Origin of the sequence: Pseudomonas sp. HT11 (assembly GCF_044875395.1) — a bacterium.
In the GTDB taxonomy this organism is placed as follows: domain Bacteria; phylum Pseudomonadota; class Gammaproteobacteria; order Pseudomonadales; family Pseudomonadaceae; genus Aquipseudomonas.
Map to the genome: position 1 here is coordinate 4,902,683 of NZ_CP173217.1, position 20,649 is coordinate 4,923,331.

Sequence of the window (20,649 nt, forward strand, 5' to 3'; positions counted from 1 at the left end):
AGGACTGCACCATGACCCGTAAAATCGCACTCATCACTGGCGCCAGCCGCGGCCTGGGCAAAAGCGCAGCGCTGCACCTGGCGGCACAGGGCGTCGACATCATCGGCACCTACCACAGCGCCGCAGCCGACGCCCAAGCGGTGGTGGAACAGATTCAAGCGCTGGGTGGCCGTGCGGCCATGCTGCAACTGGATGTCAGCCAAAGCGGCACTTTCAATGACTTCGTCGGCGATATCAGCACAGTACTCAAGGATGTTTTCGCACAGGATCACTTCAATTTTCTGATCAACAACGCCGGTATCGGCGCTCACGCCAGCTTCGCCGAAACCACCGAAGAACAGTTTGACCGCCTGGTGGCGATCCACCTCAAGGCGCCATTTTTCCTCACGCAAAAATTGCTCCCGCTGATCAGCGATGGTGGGCGCATCATCAATATCTCCAGCGGCCTGGCGCGGTTCAGCCTGCCAGGGTATTCGGCGTATGCCTCGATGAAGGGCGCGGTTGAAGTGCTGTCGCGCTACCAGGCCAAAGAGTTGGGCCCGCGCGGCATTACCGTCAACACCCTGGCACCGGGCGCCATCGCCACCGACTTCGGCGGCGGCGCGGTGCGCGACAACAAGGACCTCAACGCAATGGTCGCCAACAACACCGCGCTGGGCCGTGCCGGTTTGCCAGACGACATCGGCGGCGCGATCTCGACCTTGCTGGCCGATGGCAGCCACTGGATCACCGGGCAACGCGTCGAAGCTTCGGGCGGCATGTTTCTGTAGGCATTGTGCGCTAGCATTAATGCCTTCAAGTCACAGACAGGCAATCACCGATGAGTTTCGATCCAGGTTTGGCCGGCGGCATGGGCGTATTGGCAGCCGTGGTCGACAGCGGCAGTTTTGCCCGCGCCGCCGACAGCCTGGACATGACGCCTTCGGGGGTCAGCCGGGCAATTTCGCGGCTGGAAAAGCGCCTGGGGATTCGCCTGTTCGACCGCACCACGCGCTCGGTGCAACTGACCGACGAAGGCCGACGTTTTTATCAGCAAATCGCGCCGTTGCTGGCCGGTCTCGAAGAGGCCGCCAGCTCCGCCGCCGACAGTGCATTGACCGTACGCGGGCGCTTGCGGGTGAATATCGACCCGTACTTTTCGCGCCTGGTATTGGGCCCGGTGCTGGGCGACTTCATGCGCCGCTACCCGCAATTGCAGTTGGACTTGCACACCCGCGACCAACTCGGCGACCTGGTCGCCGACGGTTTTGACGTGGCGATTCGCTTCGGCATCCCGCAATCCTCCTCGCTGATCGCACGCAAATTGATGCAAGTGCGCGTGCTCACCGTGGCCTCCCCCGCTTACCTTGAGCAATACGGCCGACCGGCCACGCCACAAGACTTGGAAACCGGGCATATGTGCCTGGACTTTCGCGACTCGCAGACCGGCCGCCCGTTTGCCTGGGAGTTCCACCGCAAGGGCGAGCAGGTGATCGTGCGCACCGACGGGCGCTTGGTGGTCAACGACGCCAGCACCTTGTACAGCGTGTGTGAACACGGGCACGCGGTGGCGCAAATGCTCGACCTAGGCCTGACGCCGGCGCTCAATGCCGGCAGCCTGGTGGAGTTGTTTCCCGACTGGCCGGACGAGCGTTTTCCGTTGTACGCCTACTACCCGTCGCGGCATTTGCCCGCCGCCAAGGTGCGGGCGTTTCTGGAGTTTGTCGCCTCGCTCAAGCTTGGCTGACCAGCCGGCGCTGTACGAATTTTTCCCGCAGCACGTCATAGCCCCAGTGATACACATAGGTGTACGGCAGGAAGAACAGCAGCACGCCGATGTCGAGAATAAACGCCTGCATCAGGCTGATGTTCAGCCACGCTGCGATCAACGGCACACACATCAGAATCAGGCCGCCCTCGAACATCAACGCGTGCAGCACACGCGTCCAGGCGTTATTGGCGAGTTTCCAGCGGGCCTTCAGGCGGTCGAACAGGCCGTTGAAGATCACGTTCCAGGTCAGCGCCATCAGGCTGATCGCCAGGGTGACCATGCCCATCTCCAGGGCGGGCTTGTCCATGATCCACGCCAGCAACGGGGTGCAGATCAACAACGCCAAACCCTCAAAACCAATGGCTTGGCAAACACGTTCAGTAATCGACTTGGTAGGGTTCATGGCCCGGCTCCGTGAGTGACGACGGTTGCCATGATTACCCTTTGAATCGATACTTCATAACTAATAACCATCGATCAAGGCGATACTCATGGCCTCTCATGAAGTGCTGCAGGCGTTTGTCCAAGCGGCCACCCAAGGCTCTTTTTCCGCCGCGGCGCGCAAGTTGGGCAAGAGCCAGTCCACGGTCAGCGCGGCGGTCGCGAGTCTGGAGATTGACCTGGATGTGACGCTGTTTGATCGCAGCAGCCGCAAGCCAACGCTCACCCCGGCCGGCCACGTGTTGTTGCAACGCGCCGAGCAGGTGCTGGAGGCCAGCAGCCGTCTGGCGCTGGCGGCGAGCCAGTTGTCACAGGGCCTGGAGCCTAAGTTGACCATCGCCATGTCCGATACTTACCAGTCCGACCGCTTTGAAATCGCCCTCAAAGCGTTTGAACAGCGCTACCCGGACCTTGAGCTGGAATGCCTGATCGCCGAGTGCGAAGACTTGGTCGCCCTGGTGCAGAGCGGCCGAGCGCAGATTGCGTTTATCGAGCAACAGGACACCTACCCGCCCGACCTGACGGGCGCTCCCGTGGAAGAGCGCACCGAAATTGCGCTGTTCGTTGCGCCTTCACACCCGTTGGCCCACTTGAAAAACATCTGCGTGAACACCTTGCAGCAGCATCGCGAGCTGCGCCTGGCCAGCATCATCAACCCGAATGAAATCCGTGCCACTGGGCGCGTGTGGTCGGCCCCCAGTTACCTGATGTTGATGGAAATGGCGCAGCTGGGGTTCGGCTGGGCACCGATACCGCGCTGGCTGGTGGAGCGTTTTGGCGGCGACCACCTGGTGGAGCTCAAGGCCCGTGGTTGGCCACGCTCGGTAGCGGTGGATGCGCTGTGGTCAAGGCACCACCCGCCGGGGCCGGCGGGAAGTTGGTTGCTCGGCAAGATGTTGGAGTGATTGCCCCCAGACAACGCGTTTGCATGTGGGAGCTGGCTTGCCTGCTCCCACAGGGTTGATCCTTATTGTCTGGGGGATTTGAGTTCAGCCAGGCGCCGCTCTAAAAAGCGCTTTTCTGGGGTTTGCTGAGTCAGTGACAGGGCTTTTTCGTACGAAGCACGGGCGTGTTCGCTACGCCCCAATTGCCGACAAAACTCCCCACGCGCCGAATGTGCCCAGTGGTAATCCAGCAACTCGCTTCGCGCAAAAATTGCCTCCACTGCCTGCAGGCCTGCCCACGGCCCATCGCGCATGGCCAGCGCCACCGCGCGGTTCAACTCGATCACCGGCGACGCCACCGCCCTGAGCAACACGTCGTAGAGCCCGACAATCTGCGGCCAGTCCGTCTCCCCCGCGCTCGACGCTTCGGCGTGCACCGCCGCAATGGCGGCTTGCAGGCAATACGGGCCAAAACGCCGTGTGCTCAACGCCTGCTCCACCAGCGCGCAGCCTTCAGCAATCAAGGACGCGTCCCACAACCCACGGTCCTGTTCATCCAGCAACACCAACTCGCCGTCGGCCGAGGTGCGCGCCGCTCGGCGTGATTCGTGCAACAGCATCAGCGCCAGCAGGCCGATGACTTCCGGCTCTGGCAGCAGTTCCACAAGCAAGCGCCCCAGCCGAATGGCTTCGCGGGTCAGGTCCTCCCGAGTAAGGTTCACGCCCATCGACGCCGAATAGCCCTCGTTGAACACCAGGTAAACCACGCGTAACACGCTGTCCAGGCGCTCGGGCAATTCGTCGCGGGACGGCACCTGATAGGGAATCTTCGCTTCGCGAATCTTGGCCTTGGCGCGCACGATGCGTTGGGCGATGGTGGTGGGCGTGGCGAGAAAGGCGCGGGCGATTTCTTCGGTGCTGAGGGCGCAGATCTCACGCAAGGTCAGCGCCGCCTGGGCGTCAGGCGCCAGCGCCGGGTGGCAGCAGGTGAACATCAGGCGCAGGCGGTCGTCTTCCACGTCGTCCTCACTCCACGCGGCCGCTTCCAGCGCGTCGGCCTGCTCCTGCAACAAGGGGGTAAAACGGGCCTGGCGGCGCAGGCGGTCGATGGCTTTGAAACGACCGGTCGAGACCAGCCAGGCGCGTGGATTGCTCGGCACACCGTCGTGCTGCCAGCGCTCGACCGCGACGAAGAACGCCTCGTGCAGGGCTTCTTCGGCGAGGTCGAAATCACCGAGCAAACGGATCAGCGTGGCGAGCACGCGGCGTGACTCGCTGCGGTAGATCGCCTCCAGTTCAGGCGTCAATCGGGCATGCCCTGGGTCACCAGCGTCACCAGGCGGTCGAGGCTCTGGCCCCAGCCGTCATGAAACCCCATGGCTTCGTGCGCCTGTTTATCGGCTTCGCTCCAGTGCATGGCGCGAGCGGTATAGAGGGTTTTGCCGTCGACCTCTTCGAAGGTCACTTCGGCGGTCATGAACGGCTTGCCCGACGGCACCCAGCCTGGCGAGTAAGCATCGGTAAACACCAGCCGGCGCGGCGCCTGGATCTCCAGGAACACGCCCTGGGTCGGATACTCGGCGCCATCCGGTGCACGCATCAGGGTGCGAAACAGGCCACCGACCCACAGGTTCATTTCGCACTCTGGCGTGGTCATGCCGTGGGGTCCCCACCATTGTTGCAACAAGGCAGGCTCGGTCCAGGCGCGAAACACACGGTTGCGCGGGGCGTCGATCAAGCGGCTGATGGACAGTTCAAATTCGGCAATTGGCGTTGTCATGGGATAAACCTCTTGTGGTTGTTGTTTTCAGAGATTCAATTCACGCACGGGGCGTACTTCCACACTGCCGACCCTGGCCGCCGGTATGCCACCGGCCACCTGGATCGCTTCGTTCAAGTCCTTGGCCTCGATCAGGTAAAACCCGGCGAGCTGCTCCTTGGTCTCGGCGAACGGCCCGTCGGTGATCGACAACTTGCCATTGCGCATGCGCACGGTGGTGGCGGTGCTCACCGACTCCAGTGGCTCGGCGGCGAGCATGCGCCCGCTGGCCTGGATGGCCTCGGCATAGGCAAAACACTCGGGGTCCGCAGGGCTGTCCGGCGAGGTGTGCAACACCTGCTCGTCGCTGTAGATCAGGCAGAGGTATTTCATGGGCGTCTCCGTTTTCGGACTACTGACTATAGTTCGTGGCGGTCAGGGTTTCAGGTCGAACAATGCGCTGCCGCTGTTCATGTCGAAGGGCGCTGACCAATGCTCATGCACCACGCGCCATTGACCCTCGATGCGCTGGTAACCGGCGGTCACCCGCATCCAGCAGGCCTTCATCACGCCATCCGGCCCGGCACCGCCGCAATGGGCCAGCCAATGGGCAAACGCACTCTCGGGTGCCTCGACGATATGCAGCTCATGGAACTCAAAAATGCCGGGGCCGGGGCAGTGTTTCATGCAGTCTTCCCAATGCGTGCGGTAGGCCGCCTTGCCCTTGAATTGCAACGCGGTGACGGCGTCGAACGAGACGATATCGTCGGCGTAAAAGCTGACAATTTTGTCGATATCACGGGCCAGCACGGCTTGCTGCCATTCATCGATCAGACGGGTGATTGCAGTGCTCATGGCGATACTCCTGAGGGTGGAAAATCACGTGGGACACCCTTAGTCGAACGCGCTGTGGGTAAATCGACAGCGCGTTGAAAAATAATTTCGCTACGCGCAAACCCGCTAGAATCCACGCCTCTTTGTAGGATTTGGGATGCGCCCTGGATGGAAACCCGCCTCGTGCCCTATGAGACGCTGAACCTTGTGCAAAAACAGCAACTCGACACCCTGCAAGTGCATCCCGAGCAACTGGCGTATTCAGGCGATATCTACTGCGCGCTGAACAGCCTGCTGGTCAATCCCAGCCCCAACGCCATCAAGGGCTTCGCCCTGCTCGCCGATGACGTGCCCGTCGCTTTCCTGCTGCTTAAACGCCCGCCCTGCCTGCCTCATTGGGCCGATGAACACAGCGCCACGCTGCATGCGTTGCAGGTTGATCGGCATCAGCAGGGCCGTGGGTTTGGCAAAGCCTGTTTGCAGGCGCTGCCGGCGGCGGCCCTGCGCGCGTGGCCGCAGATCAAAGCGTTGGAGTTGTCGGTGGACGCGCAGAATGTGGCGGCGATGGGCCTGTATCTGGCGGCGGGCTGGGTCGACAGCGGCGAGGCGTATAAGGGCCGGATTGGCCATGAGCGCCGGCTGGCGTTAGTGTTTTGAAACGATAAGGAGGTGGTGAACATGCTGACAACCCTGGAACAACTCGAAACCCTCTACGGCCTCCCGCACGAGCGGGCGGTGCGCAAGGAGATCCCGTTTCTCAACGAGGATTACCAGGCCATGGTGCGGGCGTCGCCACTGGTGGTGGTCAGTTCATCCGGGCCGGAAGGCATCGATGGCTCGCCGCGCGGCGATGTACCGGGGTTTGTGCGAATTGTGGATGAGCGCACCCTGGCGATCCCGGATCGGCCGGGCAATAACCGCCTCGATACCCTGCGCAACCTGGTGCAGGACCCACGCATCGCATTGCTGTTCATCATCCCGGGCATTGGCGAGACCTTACGCGTGAATGGCCTGGCGCAGATTTGCATCGAGCCCGAGCTGCTGGAGAGTTTTGCGGTGAATGGCAAGCCTGCGCGCTCGGTGATTCTGGTGCAGGTGCAAGCCGCGTATTTCCACTGCTCGAAAGCGTTTGTGCGCTCGGACTGCTGGAACCCCGAGAAGCACCTGGACCGTTCGGCATTGCCGTCGGCCGGGGCGTTTCACAAACGGCTCAATGATGGGCAGTTTGACGCCGAGGCGTACGACCGGGAAATGCCGGAGCGGGTCAAGGCCACGCTGTATTGAAGGACCTGTGGGGCCGGAGCGCCGGCCCCTGTGAGTCATCAGGCTTTCTTTTCGACCGGCATCCAGATCTCAACGGAACCCGTGCCTTTGCGTGCATCAAAATCCGCGCTGTAGCGCTCGAAATCCGCCCCGGCCACCTTGTAGCCCGAGTGTGGCAGCCACTCGAACATGATGCGCTCGTAGGTCTGCTCAAGCGCTTGCACCGGGCCGTGGTGCGCAAATACCGCGTAATGGCGGGCAGGCAATTCAACTGACTGGAAATTGCTGGGCACATCGCTTTTTGCCGGTACTTCAACGCCGGCCAGATAGTCGAACTCGCCTTGCTTGGCGTTGTAGCACACGCCATACATCTGGCGGTCAACGCGCTTGCTGATGTCTTTGATGTTGCCGTCGAGCACTTCCCACAACTTGGGAATATCCCCCACGGTGGCTTTGTCGTAATGGCCCTTGAGCCCGGCAATCACCAGGGCTTTGCCCTCTTCCAGGCGTGGCTGCAAGGGTAGTTTTGTCTGCTGATCCATCTGAACAGTCTCCTTCTTGTGAGGGCACAAACCCGCATCGAGTATAGGGGCATATTGACGCCTCACCCCAATCAGAAATTTTTCCTGCGCCATCTGGACAACTGGCCATCATCGACCGTATTGTCTGCCCCGCAGGCCACCGCAGTGGCCGACGTCGCTCGGACGGTTCCGGGCGCTTACGTACTCTTGAGGCAACAATGGCAGACCAAGGTTCGCCGCGCCGCTTTGCGCGCATAGATCGACTCCCCCCTTACGTTTTCAATATCACGGCCGAGCTGAAGATGGCTGCGCGTCGGCGCGGCGAAGACATCATCGACTTGAGCATGGGTAACCCTGACGGCGCCACGCCTCCCCACATCGTGGAAAAAATGGTCACCGTCGCCCAGCGTGAAGACACCCACGGCTACTCCACCTCCAAAGGCATTCCGCGTCTGCGCCGGGCGATCTCGCGCTGGTACAAGGACCGCTATGAAGTGGACATCGACCCGGAAACGGAAGCCATCGTCACCATCGGCTCCAAAGAAGGCCTGGCGCACTTGATGCTCGCCACCCTCGACCAGGGCGACACCGTGCTGGTGCCCAACCCCAGCTACCCGATTCACATCTACGGTGCCGTGATTGCCGGCGCCCAGGTGCGCTCGGTGCCGCTGATTCCGGGGGTGGATTTTTTCGCTGAACTGGAACGCGCCATTCGTGGCTCGATCCCCAAGCCGAAGATGATGATCCTCGGCTTCCCGTCCAACCCCACCGCGCAGTGCGTGGAACTGGACTTCTTCGAACGGGTGATCGCCCTGGCCAAGCAGTACGACGTACTGGTGGTGCACGACCTGGCCTACGCCGACATCGTCTACGACGGCTGGAAAGCCCCGTCGATCATGCAAGTGCCGGGCGCCAAGGACATTGCGGTGGAGTTTTTCACCCTGTCCAAGAGCTACAACATGGCCGGCTGGCGCATTGGTTTCATGGTCGGCAACCCGGAACTGGTCAACGCGCTGGCGCGCATCAAGAGCTACCACGACTACGGCACCTTCACCCCGCTGCAGGTGGCGGCGATTGCGGCGCTCGAAGGCGATCAGCAGTGCGTCAAAGACATCGCCGAGCAGTACCGCCAGCGCCGTAATGTGCTGGTCAAGGGCCTGCATGAACTGGGCTGGATGGTGGAGAACCCGAAGGCGTCGATGTACGTCTGGGCCAAGATCCCCGACGCGTATGCCGCCATGGGCTCGCTGGAATTTGCCAAGAAATTGCTGCTGGAAGCCAAGGTGTGTGTGTCGCCGGGCATCGGCTTTGGTGAGTATGGGGACGATCATGTGCGCTTTGCGCTGATCGAAAACCAGGACCGCATTCGTCAGGCGGTGCGCGGGATTCGCGGGATGTTCCGCGCGGATGGGTTGGTACCCAAAACCGGGGCATAACTCGGTCAAAATGTGGGAGGGGCTTGCCCCCGATAGCAGAGTGTCAGTCACTGCATCGGGTGACTGGTCCACTGCCATCGGGGGCAAGCCCCCTCCCACATTTGTTTTGCGGTGTGCCTGTTACACCACCATCGACAGCAACATGATAAAGATCAGCGCCACCACCGACAGGATGGTCTCCATCGCTGTCCAGGTCTTGAACGTCTCGACCACGGTCATGTTGAAGTACTGCTTCACCAGCCAGAAACCCGCATCGTTGACGTGAGACAACACCAGCGAGCCTGCGCCCGTCGCCAACACCAGCAACTCACGGTTCACGCCTGGGATCATGCCCACCACCGGCACCACGATGCCTGCGCCGGTAATGGTCGCCACGGTCGCGGAACCAGTCGCCACGCGAATCACCGCCGCCACCAACCACGCCAGCAAAATCGGGTTGATCTGCGCGTTCACCGCCATATGGCCGATCACATCACCCACGCCGCTGGTCACCAGCATCTGCTTGAAACCGCCGCCGGCGCCGATGATCAAAATGATCGCCGCGGTCGGTGCCAGGCTGGCGTCGAGCAGCTTGAGGATTTGCTTGGAATGAATGCCCTGGCGATGGCCAAAGGTGTACAGCGACAGCAGCAACGCCAGCAGCAACGCGGTGATCGGGTGACCGATCATGTCCATCCAGTTACGAATGGCGTGGCCGTCCGGCAGCGCGACGTCAGCGAAGGTTTTGAGCAGCATCAGGAACACCGGCAGCAGCACGGTGATCAGGGTAATGCTGAAGCTCGGCAGGTCTTTGGATTCGGGCTCGCGGGCCAGTTGATCGACCAGTTCCTGGGACGGGTTGCCCGGAATGTACTTGGCGATAAACGTACCGAAAATCGGCCCGGCAATGATAGCGGTCGGCAGGGCAACGATCAGGCCGTACAGGATGGTCTTGCCGATGTCGGCGCCAAACACGCCGATGGCCAGCAGCGGGCCCGGGTGCGGTGGCACCAGCCCGTGCACCGCCGAAAGGCCGGCGAGCAGCGGGATGCCGATTTTGATCAGCGACACACCGGTGCGGCGCGCAACGATAAACACCAGCGGGATCAGCAATACAAAACCGATCTCGAAGAACAGCGGGATGCCCACCAGAAACGCGGCGAACATCATCGCCCACTGGACTTTTTCTTTGCCGAAGGCGCGGATCAAGGTCTGCGCGATCTGATCGGCGCCGCCGGATTCGGCCATCATTTTGCCGAGCATCGTGCCCAGCGCGAGGATGATGCCGACAAAGCCGAGCACGCCGCCAAAGCCGTCCTGGAATGCCTTGATGATCTTGTCCACGGGCATGCCCGAGGTCAGGCCGAGGAAGCCGGCCGCGATGATCAGTGCAATGAACGGGTGCACCTTGAACTTGGTGATCAAAAAGATCAGCCCGATGATAGTGACCACTGCATCTAGCAGCAGGTAAGACTCGTGGGACATGCCAAACATGGGGGGTCTCTCCTGTTTGTTGTTGTTATTAAAGCGGGTGTTGAATTTCCTGCCGGGGATAGCGCTATCTTTTCCGGCAAAAAATTAATGGGTTGGTTCAAAGCCGTGTTGCAGCCACCAGGCATTGGTTTGCTCGGCCAGGTCCTCGACGCTGTCTTCGCTGGCGTTGAGCGCCAGGGTCAGCGGCTCGCCCACGGGCGATTCAAGGGTGGCGAACTGGCTGTCGATCAGGCTGGCCGGCATGAAATGGCCGGGGCGATGGGACACGCGGTCGGCGGCCACGGCACGGGTCAACTCCAGGAACACAAAGCCCAGGCCCGGCGCGGCTTCGCGCAGGTGGTCGCGGTATTTTTTCTTCAGCGCCGAACAGGTCAGCACCGGATGCTCGCCGGCTTTGAGCGAGCGACGCAGTTCATCGCACAGGATGTCGAGCCAGCCGGCGCGGTCGTCGTCGTTGAGGGGATGGCCGGCGCTCATCTTTTCGATGTTCGCGGCGGGGTGAAAGCTGTCGCCTTCGATGGCGGTGGCGCCGTTCAGGCGACACAGGGCTTCGCTGACGCTGGACTTGCCGCAGCCAGAAACACCCATGATGACCAGGGCGGTAACAGGTTGACTCATGAAACACCTCAGGACGCAGATAGCGCTACCTTCGCACGCCGTAAGGCTAGTGCAAAAACAGGCTTTTCCCGCGCCGACTTGTCATTTTTATGGAGTGACGCGTGCATCCTCTCCGAAACCGTTGAACCGGATCAGGCAACCCTGCGTTCAAGCATTTGCAGCCTTTTGGAGACAGCGCTACCTTAGTGCCTCGATTTTTGTTTGGCAACCGCCTGATGACCTCCAAGAACGATAAAAATACCCGCACCACCGGTCGCCCGACCCTCAATGAAGTAGCCCGCCTGGCCGGCGTCAGCCCGATCACCGCCTCGCGCGCCCTGCGTGGCATCAGCACCGTGGCCACCGAGCTGGTGGAAAAAGTGCAATGGGCCGCCGCCGAACTCAACTACGTGGTCAACCCCGCCGCCCGCGCCCTGGCCTCGGCGCAAAGCCACTCGGTGGTGGTCATCGTGCCATCACTGTCCAACCTGCTGTTTATCGAAACCCTGGAAGCCATCCACCAAGTGCTGCGGCCCAAGGGCTTTGAAGTGCTGATCGGCAACTCTCACTATTCGCGCGACGAAGAAGAAAACCTGTTGCGCAACTACATGGCCTACCAGCCACGCGGGTTGCTGCTGACCGGCTTTGACCGCACCGAAAGCGCGCGCCGGATGGTCGAGGCCAGCAATGTGCCGTGTGTGTACATGATGGACCTGGACCCGAATGCCGGCGTGAACTGCGTGGGCTTCTCGCAATTGGCCGCGGGTGAAACGGCGGCGGCGCACTTGATCTCGCGTGGGCGCAAGCGCCTGGCGTACATCGGCGCGCAGTTGGACCAGCGTACGTTGCTGCGCGGTGAAGGTTTCCGCCGCGCGCTGCAACACGCCGGTATGTATGACCCGGCGCTGGAATTGCTGACGCCGCGCCCCTCCTCCGTGGGTTTGGGTGGCGAGCTGTTTCTGCAGTTACTGGCGGCGCATCCGGACGTGGATGCGATTTTCTTCGGCAACGACGACCTGGCCCAAGGCGCACTGCTCGAAGCCCTGCGCCACGGCATCAACGTGCCGGAGCGCGTGGCCGTGTTGGGTTTCAACGACTTGCCCGCCTCTTCTTTCATGGTGCCGCGCTTGAGCAGCATCAGCACACCGCGTGAAGCGATTGGCCGGCGTTCGGCAGAGCACCTGTTGACGATCATGGCCGGCAACAAGATCGCCAAGCCGGTGGTGGACATGGGCTTTGAGTTGCAAGTGCGCGAGAGCACCTGATTTTTGAAGGCCAGACACACTCAACGTGTGGAAGCTGGCTTGCCTGCGATGGCGCAGTGTCAGGCAATGATGTGTTGACTGACTCACCGCCATCGCAGGCAAGCCAGCTCCCACCTTTTTTACCGTGCCCACTTGAGATGTAGGACGCCTGTAGGACGCGGCTGACATTGCGGTCAGCGCCTTGCCCGGCTGCCTACGCTTACGTCAGAATCCGCCGGCTTGTGCGCTTGGGTGGTGGTCTTTAGGGTTTGCCGGTCGCTGAATTTCTCGGTGACCGGGTTTAGTAGCCCGAACCTCCCAACACAATATGCACAAGCCAACTATGGCGGCTGTGCGTAGGGCGCCTTCGGGCGCGCCGGGTTTGTGTGGGATTACCGGTCTACTAACCTGCGTACAGTTGCCACCCAACTTGTTTAGTAGCGATGCGGGTGTTGGCACAAACCAGGTACTTCAATCATGCAAAGCGTCAATCCCCCGAATACGCTCTTCACCATCATCCCCGATACACCCATCGAATCCCTGCTGACCAACAGCTACGAAACCGTCTGTTCCGTCAGCGCCTTGTTGCTCGACCTCTCCGATGACCTCACTGGCAAGCACCGCGACGTAGCCCTCGCCATTCATCAATTGAGCGAGCTATCAGTGCTCATGGTAGGCAAAGCCATGGACCAGCAAACACCGCGCACCTGACGCCCAGCGCGGTTAAACATGTGGGAGCTGGCTTGCCTGCGATGGCGGCGGGTCAGCTACACATGGGCTGACTGACCCACCGCCTTCGCGGGCAAGCCCGCTCCCACCTTTACCGTGCCCACTTGAGGGCAGGGTTAATCCGCTGAAGCCAGCATTTTTACCAATGCCGACGCTCCTCTGTGCAACGGCTGATTTTTCAACCACACCGCATTCACCACCATCGCCAGCCCGTTCTCGATGTTCTTGAAGTTCAAGCGCCGCAAGCGCCCCGCCGCCAGCAACGGCGCCACCACCGACTGCGGGAAGTTGCCCCAGCCCAGCCCGGCTTCCACCATCTCCAGCGCCATGCCCAGGGTGTCGGTCCGCCAATAGGATTGCCCCACCAGTGGCCGACGATCGCTGAGGGGCAAGTCCCGGCCGGCCACCAGAATCTGTCGCACCCGCACCAAGTCTTCCAAAAACGGTTCGCCGCCCGCCTGGGGGTGTCGCGGGCTGATACAGGCCATCAGTTGCTCGCTGCCGACAAACTGAAACCGCTCCAGCACATTCACGCTCAACCCCGCATAGGCCAGGCACAGCTGCACCCGGCCGCTGTGCAGCAGCTGCAAAACGTCATCTTGCGGGGCGGTCAGCACTTCGATGTCGAGCAACGGGAATTGCTCACTGAGTTCGCCAATGGCGGCCAGCAGGCGGCGCGTATTGATGTCGGCGCCCACGCCAATCGACAGCTTGCTCTCCAGCCCCTGAGACAGTTGCAACGCATGCACCTGCAACTGTTTGAGTTGCTCGGCCATCAGCCGTGCATGGGGAATCAACGCCAGCGCCAAGTCGGTGGGCACCGGCTCGCGGTGGCTGCGATCGAACAACGGGTAACCCAGCTCGGCTTCAAGGTTGGCAATGCCCATGCTCACCGCTGAAGGCACCTTGCCCAACGCCCGCGCTGCCGCCGAAAACGAGCCGCGCTCCACCACCGCCAAGAACAACTGGACACTGTCGCTGGTAAAACTCATCGCGCCACCTATCAATAAAACTGAAACCTTCTGACTTTTAGTATCAGCCAAGCTGACGCTATGGTCTGCGCCCTCTGAGGTTCCTGTCACGTAGAAAAGAGGAAGTGGTATGCAAGGCGTGAAACGCAAACTGGTGTATGTGTCGCTCTACGAGCTGATCGGCATGACCTTCTCGGCGCTCGGGCTGGCGCTGCTGTCGGGCACTCACCCCTCCAGCACAGGGCCGTTGGCGGTCGTCATCACGACCATCGCGGTCACCTGGAACTTCATTTACACCTCACTGTTCGAGCGCTGGGAAGGCCGCCAGGCCGACCGCACGCGCACCGTCAAACGGCGGATTGCCCACGCGGTCGGGTTTCAACTGACGCTGATCGTCTTCCTGATTCCGCTGATCGCCTGGTGGATGAAGGTCAGCCTGGTGCAGGCGTTTATGCTGGACCTGGCGTTGATCCTGTTCATTCCCTGCTACACGTTTGCCTTCAACTGGCTGTTCGACCGCACGTTCGGTTTGCCCGCGTCGGCGCGGCCGGCCACAACCGCGTAGCGTCGAAGGTTTACCCCTGATAGATTCCCATGGGTCATCTCCATCGTCAGGGAAGTACCATGGGACACTCACTGAAAATCCTGGGTCGCACGTCCTCCATCAACGTGCGCAAAGTGCTCTGGACCTGCCAGGAACTGGGCATCGACTACGTGCGCGAAGACTGGGGCATCGGTTTCAAACCCACCCAGTCGGCCGAGTTCCTCGCCCTGAACCCCAACGCCCAGGTGCCGGTGCTGATCGACGACCACGGCGTGCTGTGGGAATCCAACACCATCTGCCGCTACCTGATAGGCCTTTACCAACGCCACGACCTGTTGCCCGCCGAGCCAGCGCCACGCGCTCGGGTCGAGCAGTGGATGGACTGGCAAGCCACCGAACTCAACCGCGCCTGGAGCGATGCGTTCACCGCTCTGGTGCGCAACAACCCGGACGGTCTCGACCCGGCGCAGATTGCCGCCGCCGTGCAGGTATGGAATGACAAGATGGGCCTGCTGGAGCAACAGCTGGCCAAGACCGGCGCCTACGTGGCTGGCGACGAATTCACCCTCGCCGATATCCTCATCGGCCTCTCGGTGCATCGCTGGCAGAACGCCCCCATGGAGCGCCCGCCCTACCCCGCAGTGGCGGCCTACTACCAGCGCCTCAGCCAACGCCCGGGCTTTCAGACCTTCGCCCTCGCCGGTCATAACTGAAACAAGGACACCCCCGTGAAAGGACTCAACGTATTGCTCACCGGCGCCTGCGGCAGAATCGGCAAGGTATTTTTCGAAGCCTCGAAAGACCGCTACCGCTTCACCCTTACTGACCGCATCGCCCCGGACTTTGACCTGGGCGAGCACCGTTACATCAACGCCGACCTCAGCGACAAAGCCAGCCTGGCCGGCCTGCTCAATGGCATCGACGTGATCGTGCACCTGTCCGGCATCCCCGACGCCAGTGCTGCGTTCGAGGAGCTGCTGCCCAACAACATCCTCGCCACCACCTACCTGTTCGAAGCCGCGGTGGCCGCGGGCGTAACACGCCTGGTGTACGCCAGCAGCGCGCAAGCCATCGAGGGCTACCCGGTTGATCGGCAGATCACGCCCGGCATGCAGGTCATGCCCGCCAACCTCTACGGCGTGAGCAAATGCTACGGCGAGGCGCTGTGCAGCTACTACGCGGCAAAAACTGCGCTGTCGACCATTGCCCTGCGCATCGGCGCCTTCGAATCGCGCCAAACCCCCGACCTGAACAACGCCCGCGACCTCAGCGCCTGGCTCAGCCCGCGTGACGCCGTGCAATTGCTGCAACGCTCGGTTGAAGTCGAAGGGGTCAAACACCTGATCGCCCACGGCATTTCCAATAACCGCTTCAAGCGCCTGGACCTGAGCGAAACCACACGGGTGCTGGGCTATCAGCCGGTGGACGATGCATTCCAGACCTTCGAGATGCCCATCACCTACTGACCCTTGCGCCATAAAACCTTCAAACCTGAAGGCTTGGCGCAATAAATCGGCAATTGCGTGCCGTGGCGCACGCAATTTCACAAGCGCCGGTTTACGTTAGCCCGCTAAGATTCCAGGTCACTGCCCCTGGAATCCGCCCATGTCGACACTCACCGCCTCAGCCACGGACGGCATTGACCCGATCCGTGCCGCCCACATCAGCGCGCGCATTGACCGCTTGCCCGCCGTCGCCACGCTCTGGCGCCTGGTGGCGTTGCTGTCGATCGGCGGTTTTTTCGAGCTGTATGACTTGTTCCAGACCGCCTATATCAGCCCCGGCCTGATCAGCGACGGGATTTTCCACACCGGCAGCGAGGGCGTATTCGGGTTCTCCGACCAGGCCGCTTTCGCCTCGGCAACCTTCCTCGGCCTGTTCCTCGGCGCCAGCCTGCTCAGTCCCATTGCCGACCGCTTCGGGCGTCGGGCGATCTTCACCTTTGCGTTGATCTGGTACACCGTCGCCACGGTGTTGATGGGCATTCAGACTTCCGCTCTGGGCATCATCTGCATGCGCTTTCTGGTGGGCATTGGCCTGGGCATCGAACTGGTGACCATCGACGCCTACCTTTCGGAACTGGTGCCCAAGCGCATGCGCAGCTCGGCCTTTGCCTTCGCGTTTTTCATCCAGTTTTTGTCAGTGCCGGCGGTAGCGTTGATGTCATGGTGGCTGGTGCCCCAGGCGCCGTTCGGGGTGTCCGGCTGGCGCTGGGTGGTGCTCAGCAGTGCAGTGTTTGCGCTGTTTATCTGGCAACTGCGCAAGCGTCTGCCGGAGTCACCGCGCTGGCTGGCGCAGAAAGGCCGTTTTGACCAAGCCGGGCAGATCATGGACCGCCTGGAAGCACGCTGCCAGAAAGACCACGGCAAAGCGCTGGATGAACCCGAACCCGAAGCCGTCAGCGTGCAGGGCAACGGCCGCTTTGCCGATATCTGGCAACCGCCTTACCGCCGCCGCGCGTTGATGCTGATCGTGTTTCACGTGTTCCAGGCCATCGGCTTTTTCGGCTTCGGCAATTGGTTGCCGGCGTTGCTCTCTGGCCAGGGCGTGAGCGTGACCCACAGCTTGCTGTACGCCTTTATCATCACCCTCGCCTACCCACTGGGCCCGTTGCTGTTTGTGAAGGTGGCCAACCGCTTCGAAAACAAATGGCAGATCGTCGGCTCGGCCATGGGCGCGATGATCTTCGGCAGCCTGTTCGCCCTGCAAACCACGGCGGTGGGGCTGGTGATCTGCGGGGTGATGATCACCTTTTGCAACGCCTGGCTGAGCTTCAGTTATCACTCGTACCAAAGCGAACTGTTCCCCACCAATATCCGCGCGCGGGCGGTGGGCTTCTGCTATTCGTTCAGCCGTTTGTCCACGGTGTTCAGCAGCCTGCTGATCGGTTTTATCCTCGAACACCTGGGCACGCCGGGCCTGCTGGCGTTTATCGCCAGCAGCATGTTGATCGTGATGATCACCATCAGCTGGTTCGGGCCGCGCACGCGTAACCTGGCGCTGGAGAATATTGCGCACTGACGGCAAGCCTTGGCCGCCGACGGGACAAAGATTGCCGCGGCGGCGGTGTCATCCCCAATAAAAACGGGCACATCGCCCTCGGCATGCTATTTGCTCCACCTGAAACACCGAACACATCCTCAGGTGACCGATCATGCTGGTTAACAACAACGCCCAAGCGGTGTCGACCGTCCAACAGCTCAAGCGACCCGACATGGACCCCGCCAATGCCGCCGCCAGCACGCTGTACAGCGGTGCCCTGCAAGCGGCGCAGCAAAGCGTGACCGTACCGGCCGCGCAGAAGGACCTGGACAAGGCCAACGACCGTATCGACGAAGCCTTTGCCAAGACCCGTGTGCAGTTGCAAGCCAGCACGGCGGCAACGACCGCCACGACGGCATCCACCACGACGGCAACAAGCACTGATGTGCCTGCCGCCGGCTCGACCACCAGCAGCGCGCGCGCCGACTTCACCGACTACATGAACAAATCCCCGGCCGAACGCATTCGCGAACAGCTGCTCAAGGAGCAGGGTTTAACCGAAGAGCAGGTGCAAGCCATGCCGCAGGAAAAACAGGACGCGATTGCCAAGCAAGTGGCTGATCGTGTGAAGCAGCAGCAAGAACAGCAAGTAGCGGCGAAAGCCACGGACCCGGCGCAGTCGGTGAAAGAGACCCTGGCTGCGATTTAACCGACACGGCCAATCAAACTGTGGGAGCTGGCTTGCCTTCGATGCAGGCACCCCGGTGTATCAAGTACACCCAGGTGATGCTATCGCAGGCAAGCCAGCTCCCACAGGGATCGTGCTTACTGCAGTTGCAGGGTCGAGTTGAACTGACTGATCGCATCCACCACATGCCGTGACCCTTCCTGAATCTCCAGGATCACCTGCCCCGCTTCATTCGCCAGCTCCACCCCAAGCCCGGTGCGGCTCAGGCTCGACTGCATGCTCGAAACCGCGCTCAGCGACAGGTCGTGGTTCTTGCGCACCACCTCCACAATCTCCACCGTCGCCTGGCTGGTACGCGCCGCAAGGCTGCGCACTTCATCAGCCACCACCGCAAACCCGCGCCCATGCTCGCCGGCCCGCGCAGCTTCAATGGCCGCATTGAGCGCGAGCATATTGGTCTGCTCGGCGATGCTGCGAATGGTCTGCACGATGGAGCCGATGATGTCCGACTGCTTGCTCACCGCATCGATGCTCTGGGCGGCCTGGTTCAGGTCGTGGGAAATCTCTTCGATGATCTGCACGGTTTGCTGCACCACCTCCGAGCCCTTGCGTGCGCAGGCGTCGTTTTGTACTGAGGTGGCATGGGCCGAGTCGGCGGCGGTACGCAGGGTGGTGACCTGATCGGTGATGTCACTGGCGAACTTCACCACTTTGTACAGGCGCCCATTGGTATCGAAGATCGGGTTGTAGGAGGCCTCCAGAAACAGGGTTTTGCCGTACTTGTTTTTGCGTTCAAAGCGGTGGGAATGGTATTCGCCGCGGTTGAGCGAGGCCCAAAAGGCCTTGTACGCCGGGGCTTCCACTTCGCCGCGATGGCAAAACATGCTGTGGTGCTGGCCAATGATTTCTTCGCGGGAATACTGCACGGTGCGCAAAAAGTTGTCGTTGGCGTTGATGATCTGGCCTTGTGGGGTGAACTCGATCACGGCCATGGACCGGCTGATCGCGTCGATCAGGCTTTGGTTCTCGTGTTCATGGTGAACCCGCGCAGAAATGTCCGACGCCACTTTGATCACGCTCAGCACCTGATTGCTGCTGTCCAGCACCGGCATGTAGCTGGCTTCGAGCCACACTTGCTCACCGCGCTTGTTCAGGCGCATGAACGTGCCACTGAGCGCTTCCCCCCGCGCCAGGTCGCGCCACAGCTTGGCGTAGGTCTCGGTGTGGGTGTACGCCTCTTCGCAAAAGATGCGGTGATGTTTGCCGCGAATCTCCTCCACGCTGTAGCCCATGGTTTTGCAGAAGTTGAGATTGGCGTCGAGGATCACGCCGTTGCGGTCGAACTCGATCATCGCCATGGAACGGCTGATGGCAGCCAGCTTGGTGTTGGCTTCGGTGAGGGCACAGGAAAAACGTTCGATTTCTTGCAGGTCGGATTTGTGATGGCGGTTGAACATGGTCAGATCACCCTAGATTCCCAGCGCCTGAGACGGCGCATTCCATTCTTCAGTTGGCTATTGCTGGCACACCGTCATGGGGAAAAAACCATCCGAATCGCTTTACATGCCAAGCGTCATCAACGGTTGTGGGTGAGCATAGACAGGGCATGGCGCTATGCAAGGCCACTAGTCAGCCAGCATTTTTAACAATGCACCGACCGCCGCCGAGGGTGGAAGGGTCGGTGAACCGACCAAGGCAAACTCACGGTACAACGGCACCGTCAGCGGCATCACGCGCAGGCCAGTGCGCTGCGCCGGCAAGGCCATTTCCGGCACCAGCGTGACACCGACGCCCTCGCGCACCAGGCTGTAGGCGCTGCTCCATTCACGTACTTCCACGCGGATATCGCGCAGGCGCAAACCGGCGTCGGCCGCCAGGCTGCGGGCATTCGCGGTACAGCCGCCGGTGGCCAGTACGAAGGGTTGTTCGAGCAAGGCTTCGAGCGCCACGCTGGCATCCTCCGCGCGCTGCGCCAGTGCATGATGGGATGGCAGCACTGCCATCCACAGGTCGCGACCCAATACCGTGGCGTTGCGCTCGGGCTTGGGGTTGAGCACCACGCCCAAATCGATCAGGCCCGCGTCGAGCAAGGTGTGCACTTCGCTGTCGGTCACTTCCAGGGTGGTGACCTCGATACCCGGGTTCAACTGGCGGAAACGCTGCAGCAACGGCGCGAGAAAAGTCGCCAGCACCTTCGGAAAACTGGCGATGCGAATGTTCCCACGCAGCAGTGGGCGCGCTTCATCCACCGTGGTGCGAATGGCCTGCAACGCGCCCATCATCACCCGCGCCTGCGCGATCACATTGAGCCCAAGCGCTGTGGGCAACGTCTTGCGCGGTTCACGGGTAAACAGTTGCGCGCCCAGCGTCGCCTCCATGGACGCCATGGCCTGGCTGGCGGCGGACTGCGTCATGCCCACCTGTTCGGCAGCCGCCGTGATGCTGCCGTGGTCGGCGACGGCCACCAGCAGGCGCCAGTGCATCAGGTTCATCATGGCAGTAGCTGTCCTTATGGATGGGGTTTGCAGGTTTA

Annotated in this window: 24 protein-coding genes and 1 pseudogene; 13 read left to right on the top strand and 12 right to left on the bottom strand. The window is 61.4% G+C overall.

The features are described from left to right. Positions 1-11 precede the first annotated feature (11 nt). Both ABWL43_RS22635 and ABWL43_RS22640 read left to right on the top strand, forming a co-directional pair. Positions 12-770 (top strand): SDR family NAD(P)-dependent oxidoreductase, encoded by a 759-nt coding sequence (locus ABWL43_RS22635; RefSeq protein WP_404484484.1) that lies wholly within the window; start codon positions 12-14, stop codon positions 768-770. Between the two features lie 50 nt (positions 771-820). Then, entirely contained in the window at positions 821-1,726 is a 906-nt protein-coding gene (locus tag ABWL43_RS22640) for a LysR family transcriptional regulator (protein WP_145159444.1), read from the top strand. Here ABWL43_RS22640 and ABWL43_RS22645 read toward each other — a convergent pair. After that, positions 1,713-2,153: a multidrug/biocide efflux PACE transporter gene (locus ABWL43_RS22645; RefSeq protein WP_370003788.1), complete on the bottom strand. Its 441-nt coding sequence runs from the start codon at positions 2,151-2,153 to the stop codon at positions 1,713-1,715. The two genes, ABWL43_RS22640 and ABWL43_RS22645, sit on opposite strands and share 14 nt — an antisense overlap. An 88-nt stretch (positions 2,154-2,241) precedes the next feature. Here ABWL43_RS22645 and ABWL43_RS22650 point away from each other — a divergent pair, with 88 nt between their 5' ends. Further along, entirely contained in the window at positions 2,242-3,096 is an 855-nt protein-coding gene (locus ABWL43_RS22650; RefSeq protein ID WP_145159448.1) for a LysR family transcriptional regulator, read from the top strand. A gap of 62 nt (positions 3,097-3,158) precedes the next feature. Here ABWL43_RS22650 and ABWL43_RS22655 read toward each other — a convergent pair whose 3' ends face one another. From ABWL43_RS22655 to ABWL43_RS22670, 4 genes are read right to left on the bottom strand one after another with little or no spacing between them, the layout of a single operon-like run. After that, the gene (locus tag ABWL43_RS22655; RefSeq protein WP_404484489.1) at positions 3,159-4,382 is read right to left on the bottom strand and encodes an RNA polymerase sigma factor; all 1,224 of its coding nucleotides are present in this window, start codon (positions 4,380-4,382) and stop codon (positions 3,159-3,161) included. Then, positions 4,379-4,855 (bottom strand): SRPBCC family protein, encoded by a 477-nt coding sequence (locus ABWL43_RS22660; RefSeq protein WP_404484492.1) that lies wholly within the window; start codon positions 4,853-4,855, stop codon positions 4,379-4,381. Before ABWL43_RS22660 ends, ABWL43_RS22655 begins: the two co-directional genes overlap by 4 nt. A gap of 27 nt (positions 4,856-4,882) precedes the next feature. After that, a complete protein-coding gene (locus ABWL43_RS22665; protein WP_242196266.1) occupies positions 4,883-5,227 on the bottom strand; it encodes a YciI family protein in 345 nt (114 codons plus the stop codon). A 42-nt stretch (positions 5,228-5,269) separates the two neighbouring features. Then, entirely contained in the window at positions 5,270-5,689 is a 420-nt protein-coding gene (locus ABWL43_RS22670; protein WP_404484495.1) for a YybH family protein, read from the bottom strand. 147 nt (positions 5,690-5,836) lie between these two features. On the opposite strand from ABWL43_RS22670, the gene ABWL43_RS22675 reads away from it, so the two are divergent. Beyond that, positions 5,837-6,325 carry an N-acetyltransferase gene (locus ABWL43_RS22675; protein WP_242196272.1) on the top strand — a complete coding sequence of 163 codons (489 nt, stop codon included), beginning with the start codon at positions 5,837-5,839 and terminating at the stop codon, positions 6,323-6,325. A 21-nt stretch (positions 6,326-6,346) separates the two neighbouring features. After that, the gene (locus tag ABWL43_RS22680; RefSeq protein WP_404484498.1) at positions 6,347-6,952 is read left to right on the top strand and encodes a pyridoxamine 5'-phosphate oxidase family protein; all 606 of its coding nucleotides are present in this window, start codon (positions 6,347-6,349) and stop codon (positions 6,950-6,952) included. Positions 6,953-6,990: 38 nt separating this feature from the next. Here ABWL43_RS22680 and ABWL43_RS22685 read toward each other — a convergent pair whose 3' ends face one another. Continuing rightward, positions 6,991-7,473, bottom strand: coding sequence for a GyrI-like domain-containing protein (locus ABWL43_RS22685; protein ID WP_242196277.1), 483 nt, complete (start codon positions 7,471-7,473; stop codon positions 6,991-6,993). A 197-nt stretch (positions 7,474-7,670) separates the two neighbouring features. On the opposite strand from ABWL43_RS22685, the gene alaC reads away from it, so the two are divergent. Further along, positions 7,671-8,888, top strand: a complete 1,218-nt coding sequence (gene alaC, locus ABWL43_RS22690) for an alanine transaminase (RefSeq protein ID WP_242196280.1) — start codon at positions 7,671-7,673, stop codon at positions 8,886-8,888. Positions 8,889-9,008: 120 nt separating this feature from the next. On the opposite strand, the gene ABWL43_RS22695 is transcribed toward alaC, so the two are convergent. Further along, a complete protein-coding gene (locus tag ABWL43_RS22695) occupies positions 9,009-10,361 on the bottom strand; it encodes a GntP family permease (RefSeq protein ID WP_106578477.1) in 1,353 nt (450 codons plus the stop codon). A gap of 84 nt (positions 10,362-10,445) precedes the next feature. Beyond that, positions 10,446-10,979 (bottom strand): gluconokinase, encoded by a 534-nt coding sequence (locus ABWL43_RS22700; RefSeq protein ID WP_017139216.1) that lies wholly within the window; start codon positions 10,977-10,979, stop codon positions 10,446-10,448. Between the two features lie 212 nt (positions 10,980-11,191). On the opposite strand from ABWL43_RS22700, the gene ABWL43_RS22705 reads away from it, so the two are divergent. Together ABWL43_RS22705 and ABWL43_RS22710 are read left to right on the top strand one after the other, a co-directional pair. Beyond that, on the top strand, positions 11,192-12,223 hold the full coding sequence (locus ABWL43_RS22705; RefSeq protein ID WP_404488477.1) for a LacI family DNA-binding transcriptional regulator: 1,032 nt from the start codon (positions 11,192-11,194) through the stop codon (positions 12,221-12,223). 456 nt (positions 12,224-12,679) lie between these two features. Further along, entirely contained in the window at positions 12,680-12,913 is a 234-nt protein-coding gene (locus ABWL43_RS22710) for a DUF6124 family protein (RefSeq protein WP_404484503.1), read from the top strand. A gap of 134 nt (positions 12,914-13,047) precedes the next feature. Here the strand turns inward: ABWL43_RS22710 and ABWL43_RS22715 are convergent, their stop codons facing one another. Beyond that, positions 13,048-13,923, bottom strand: a complete 876-nt coding sequence (locus ABWL43_RS22715; protein WP_242196286.1) for a LysR family transcriptional regulator — start codon at positions 13,921-13,923, stop codon at positions 13,048-13,050. Positions 13,924-14,032: 109 nt separating this feature from the next. Here ABWL43_RS22715 and ABWL43_RS22720 point away from each other — a divergent pair, with 109 nt between their 5' ends. The 5 genes from ABWL43_RS22720 to ABWL43_RS22740 all read left to right on the top strand — a co-directional run bounded on the left by ABWL43_RS22720 (position 14,033) and on the right by ABWL43_RS22740 (position 18,137). Continuing rightward, positions 14,033-14,467 carry a PACE efflux transporter gene (locus ABWL43_RS22720; RefSeq protein ID WP_404484506.1) on the top strand — a complete coding sequence of 145 codons (435 nt, stop codon included), beginning with the start codon at positions 14,033-14,035 and terminating at the stop codon, positions 14,465-14,467. Between the two features lie 59 nt (positions 14,468-14,526). Continuing rightward, positions 14,527-15,159 (top strand): glutathione S-transferase family protein, encoded by a 633-nt coding sequence (locus tag ABWL43_RS22725; protein WP_262210169.1) that lies wholly within the window; start codon positions 14,527-14,529, stop codon positions 15,157-15,159. 15 nt (positions 15,160-15,174) lie between these two features. Next, a complete protein-coding gene (locus ABWL43_RS22730) occupies positions 15,175-15,912 on the top strand; it encodes an NAD-dependent epimerase/dehydratase family protein (protein ID WP_404484509.1) in 738 nt (245 codons plus the stop codon). Between the two features lie 139 nt (positions 15,913-16,051). Next, positions 16,052-17,467 carry an MFS transporter gene (locus ABWL43_RS22735; protein ID WP_404484512.1) on the top strand — a complete coding sequence of 472 codons (1,416 nt, stop codon included), beginning with the start codon at positions 16,052-16,054 and terminating at the stop codon, positions 17,465-17,467. Between the two features lie 133 nt (positions 17,468-17,600). After that, a complete protein-coding gene (locus tag ABWL43_RS22740; protein WP_145159481.1) occupies positions 17,601-18,137 on the top strand; it encodes a hypothetical protein in 537 nt (178 codons plus the stop codon). 116 nt (positions 18,138-18,253) lie between these two features. On the opposite strand, the gene ABWL43_RS22745 is transcribed toward ABWL43_RS22740, so the two are convergent. From ABWL43_RS22745 to ABWL43_RS22755, 3 genes and pseudogenes are all read right to left on the bottom strand, one after another. Beyond that, on the bottom strand, positions 18,254-18,823 hold the full coding sequence (locus ABWL43_RS22745) for a methyl-accepting chemotaxis protein (protein ID WP_370004803.1): 570 nt from the start codon (positions 18,821-18,823) through the stop codon (positions 18,254-18,256). Further along, positions 18,797-19,573, bottom strand: a pseudogene (locus ABWL43_RS22750) (PAS domain-containing protein); the annotation flags it as partial. The pseudogene ABWL43_RS22750 and the gene ABWL43_RS22745, both read right to left, overlap by 27 nt. Positions 19,574-19,741: 168 nt before the next feature. Continuing rightward, complete coding sequence (locus ABWL43_RS22755) at positions 19,742-20,611, bottom strand: LysR family transcriptional regulator (RefSeq protein ID WP_242196301.1); 870 nt, start codon at positions 20,609-20,611, stop codon at positions 19,742-19,744. Positions 20,612-20,649: the final 38 nt, after the last annotated feature.